This is a genomic window from Streptomyces sp. NPDC005899, from assembly GCF_040629645.1.
Lineage (GTDB): Bacteria > Actinomycetota > Actinomycetes > Streptomycetales > Streptomycetaceae > Streptomyces.
Genome location: NZ_JBEXWB010000423.1, coordinates 1 through 4,771, shown reverse-complemented (window position 1 = coordinate 4,771; position 4,771 = coordinate 1). Strand labels below are relative to the sequence as shown.

Genomic DNA, 4,771 nt, shown 5'->3' with positions numbered 1-4,771 from the left:
GCCGGCCGACGCCTCGCCGGCCGGGGGACGGCCTGAGGCCGCCGCGGGATCCGAGGCCGGCACGGAGGGACGGACCCAGGCGCAGCGTGATGCCGATGCCGATGCCGACTCCAGCTCCGATGCCGATGCCGATGCCCATGCCGACGCCGGCTCCGAGCGCCCGTCCGGGTCCCGTCCCGGGACCGGCGGTGGCCGCGGGTCCGCGGACGAGGCGGGTGCCACGGCCGAACTGCCGAAGGCGGACGGCGTGACCGAGGCCGAGTCGGGCACCGACACCGACGCGGAGTCGGAAGCCGGCACCGGCAAGGGGTCCGCCGAGGACGCCGACGGCGGCGGCTCGCAGGCCACACCGACCGACGCCCGCCTGCGGGCAGCCGTCGCGGCCTGGGTCGCGGACGAGGACGACGAGAAGGACGCCGGCCCGCGAGCCGGTGCGGACGAGGACGAGGACGCCGCACCGGCCGACGCGGACGAGGACGCGGCGGCAGTCCCGGTAGACGGTGCCGAGGGGCCGAGGACGGCCGATGCCACGACCGCCCTTCGTGTGCCGAAGACCCGCAGCGAGACCTCCGTCGCGACCGGCGACGAGTCCGACGAGTCCGCCGGGTCCGCCGGGTCCGACGACTCCGCCGAGGTCGGCGCAGGGACCGCCGGTGCCGGGACCGCCGGTGCCGGGACCGCCGGTGCCGAGCGGAAGGTGGATCAGCCGACGACGGCCTTCAAGGCCCTCCGCCCGGACCGGGTCGACCAGCCGACGACCGCGCTGAAGCTTCCGCCGGCGGGCAAGCGGACGCGGCCGGCCCCGGAGACCCCCGCCGAGCGCACAAGCACGTTCGTACCGCTGCGGTCGGACGACGTGAAGCCTCCCCGGAAGCCGGGCTCCTCCCTGCCGCCGGCCGCCGGCCCGGCGGTCACCCCGGAGACCACCTCCGGCACCGAAGCCCCGGCGGCCCCGGTGCCCGGGCTCACGGAGGCCGAGCGGACCAGGCAGCAGCCCATGCCGCCCAAGCCGCCGCTCGACCTGCTCGCGGAGCTGACCAACACTCCGCCACCCCCGGAGACCCCCGTCCGCACCGCGGTCCGGCGGGTCAAGATCTGGACCCCGCTGGTCCTGCTGGCCCTGGTCGTCTTTGCGATCGCGCAGGCGGTCCGGCCGCTTCCCGAGCCCGTTCTCACGCTCTCGGCCGACCCCACCTACACCTTCGGCGGCGAGAAGCTGGACATGCCGTGGCCGGAGGAAGGCCAGGGCGCCGTCGAGGTCGAGGGTGTCGGCACAATCGGCTCGTACGGCAAGGAGAAGTCCGCGCCGATCGCGAGCGTCGCCAAGATCATGACGGCGTACGTGATCCTCAAGGGCCACCCGATCACCGGCAAGCAGAACGGTGAACAGATCGTGGTGGACGCGAAGGCCGGCGAGGAGGCGAACCGGTCGGACGAGTCGACGGCCCCGATCAAGGAGGGGCAGAAGTACACCGAGCGCCAGATGCTCCAGCTCCTGATGATCCCCTCCGGGAACAACGTGGCGCGCCTGCTCGCCCGCTGGGACGCCACCACCGAGAAGGCGTTCGTCGAGAAGATGAACGCGGCGGCGAAGGACCTCGGGATGACGAACTCGGTCTACACGGACCCGAGCGGTCTCGACGCCACCACCGTCTCCACGCCCGCCGACCAGATCGCCCTGGGCAAGGCGGTCATGCAGAACGACGTCTTCCGCGAGATCGTGAACATGCCCCAGGCGGAGATCCCGGGCATCGGCAAGATGATCTACAACAACAACAACATCCTGCTCGAGCCCGGAGTGAGCGGTATCAAGACCGGTTCCTCGACGCCCGCGGGCGGCAACCTCGTCTGGACCGCGGACACCGTCGTCGACGGGAAGTCCCGGCGGATCATCGGCGCGGTGATGGGCGCGGACGCCGACGGCACGCTCGACGCCAAGCTCCAGCGGGCCATAAAGAACAGCCTCGCGCTGATCCGGACCGCCCAGAAGGGCGTCGACTCCGCCACGGTCGTCAAGAAGGGCCAGGTCGTGGGGTACGTCGACGACGGGCTCGGCGGCCGGACGCCCGTGGTGGCCACCAAGGACCTGAAGGCCGTCGGGTGGGGCGGACTCGAGGTCGACCTGGAGCTGACCGACGGCGGCAAAACCCTCGCCCACGAGGCGAAGGCGGGCACGGTCGTCGGCGAGGTGACGGTCGGCACCGGGACGGGCAAGGTCTCGGCGCCCGTCGCCCTTCGGAGCGCCATGACGGAACCGGCCTTCGGCGACAGGCTGACCCGCATCACCTGATCGTCCGCCACCGGCGCCACTGCCCCGGCCGGACCGGTCCCGCGTCCCCCACCAGGGAGGCGGGACCGGCGGGCCGACGGGGCGGCGCGCGGAAAATCGTGCGTGCTAGCGTCCCCCAGGCAACGGAAGGGCCGCTGGGACGCGTCCTTCCCGGTACGGACGAGGCCCGCACGGTACATCGATGGTTCGGCAGGCCCGGGCGAGGACGGGGAGAGTCGAAGTGACCACCGCTGAGCCGACGCGGGCGAACGAGGACACGGCGCCCGCAACGGTGTCCGGCAGGATGCCCGCCCCCCGCGACGGCGGCGAGGACAGGCCGGGCGCGACCACGCCACCGGAACGGGCCCGCCGCCCCGCACGCCACCGCCCGTGGCGCCGCACGGTCCTGGTGACGGCCGCGGTGGCCGCGGCCGTCCACGTGCTCTGGTTCTTCTTCCTCGCGAACAGCGGTGGCGACATCGCCGCCCAGGACGCCTGGGCCGAGTTCGTCGGCCGCCATCCCGGGACCGCCTACAACCTCGCCTGGTACGGCGGCATGCACCCCGTCTCGTACAGCGTGGTGTCGCCCTACCTGATGTCGCTGCTCGGCGTCCGCACGACGATGATGATCGTCGGCACGGTCTCCTCCGTCCTCACCGCACTGATCCTGGTGAGGGTGCCCGCCGTCCGCAACCCTCTCGCCTGCTCACTGGCCGGCGTCTTCGCGTACCTCTGCAACGCGCTGTCCGGGCGGGTGACCTTCGGCCTGGGCATGATGTTCGCGCTGGGGGCCGTCGCCGCGGTCTTCTGCTGGCCCCACCGATGGCGTTACAGGCGGTGGGCCAAAGCGGCGGTTGCCGCCCCGCTGGCCGGTCTCGCGACGGCGGGCAGCCCGGTGGCCGGGCTCTTCCTCGGGGTGGTCGCGGCGGCGCTCTTCCTCAACAACCGCCGCCCCGGGGCGTACGCCCTCGGCCTCGCCCCCGTCGTCGTGGTGGTCCTGTCCGCCTGGCTGTTCCCCTTCTCGGGTACGCAGCCGATGTCGTTCGGGACCCTGTCGCTGCCGTTCGTCTTCGCCGTCCTGGTCTTCTTCCTGGTGCCCGCGGACTGGCGCACCGTGCGCACGGCCGCCGCGGTCTACGGGGTGGGGACACTGCTGACGTACGTCGTCGACTCGCAGATCGGCTCGAACGTGTCGCGCATGGCGATGCTGTTCGCCGGCATCGTGCTGCTGGCCGCGCTGCCGTTCACGGCGCCGCGCACCGTCCGCTGGTACGCCCTCGCCGTCGCCTTCCTCGGGCTGAACTTCTGGATCGGGTTCAAGGGTGTCGACGACATAGTGCGCACCGCACCCGCCGCCTCCTGGAGCCGCGAGCTGGCCCCCCTGGTCAACCAGCTCCAGAAGGCCGGGGCGGAGCGCGGCCGGGTCGAGGTCGTCCCCGCGAGCAGCCACCGGGAGGCCTCCGCGCTCGCGCCGTACGTGAACCTGGCCCGCGGCTGGAACCGGCAGGCCGACATGAAGCGCAACCCGCTCTTCTACGACGACACCCTCAACGCGGTGAACTACCGGGAATGGCTCGACCGCTGGGCCGTCCACTACGTGGTCCTGCCGACGGGGGAGCCGGACTCCAGCGGTGCGGTCCAGGAGGCGGCGCTCGTCGAGAAGGGCCAGCCGTACCTGAGGGCGATCTGGAGCGACGCCAACTGGAAGCTGTTCCGGGTGCTCGACCCGGTGCCGCTCGCCGATCCGCCGGCGACGGTGGAGCGGGCCGGCGCCGACGAGCTGACGATCCGGGTGCGGTCGGCGGGCCGGGTGCTGATCCGGATCCCGTACTCCCGGTGGCTCGCCGTCGTCGACGACAAGGGGAAGAGCGTGGAGCGGCCCCAGGAGACCGAGGCATCCAAGGAGCGCACGGAGGAGGACGGGGAGGCGCTCAAGGAGTACACCAACCCGCACGGCTGCCTGATCAAGGTCGAGGAGGACCCTGACGGCGACGAGTGGACCGAGCTGCTCGCCCCGCGTCCGGGCGTCTACCGGCTCGCGGCGCCGTACCAGCTGCCTCCGGGCACGCCGTGCCCGGAGGAACTGCGCTGACGACGGCACCGGGTCGGGTCGTCCTCGATCCACCCGGTCGGACCCGGTGGGGTGACGTCCGCCCGGTGAGGGCTGGTCCCCGCCTCCGCGGCGCGTCCGTCCGGTGAGGGCTGGCCCCGCCCCCGTGGCGCCGATAGTGCGGGAACCCTCCCTGCGGAGGCCCGGCCCTGGCAGGGTGTGCTGCCATGAGGTGCCAAGAATGCGGCGGCGCACACCGGAGCGCGCTGCCCGGCATGGTCTGCCCCCGCTGCGGCTCCATGGCCCGGCCGGCCGGCGGGGGCGGTTCCTGGATCGCCCGGGAGACGCTCGCGGGACGCCTCTCCACCCTGACCCGCCGGCGTAAGGCTCTGCTGGCGGCCGGGATCGTGGTGGCCGCCGGAAGCCTGGCCACCTAGGTCGCTCTGCTCGCC

Annotated in this window: 1 protein-coding gene and 2 pseudogenes; all 3 read left to right on the top strand. The window is 73.1% G+C overall.

The window, feature by feature from the left end; all coding sequences use genetic code 11:
• Positions 1-91: 91 nt before the first annotated feature.
• Positions 92-2,290 (top strand): annotated as a pseudogene (locus tag ABZ371_RS29065) (D-alanyl-D-alanine carboxypeptidase); the annotation flags it as partial.
• Between the two features lie 220 nt (positions 2,291-2,510).
• Positions 2,511-4,361: an MFS transporter gene (locus ABZ371_RS29060; protein ID WP_358685081.1), complete on the top strand. Its 1,851-nt coding sequence runs from the start codon at positions 2,511-2,513 to the stop codon at positions 4,359-4,361.
• A gap of 185 nt (positions 4,362-4,546) precedes the next feature.
• Positions 4,547-4,753, top strand: a pseudogene (locus ABZ371_RS29055) (adhesin); the annotation flags it as partial.
• Between the last annotated feature and the right edge of the window lie 18 nt (positions 4,754-4,771).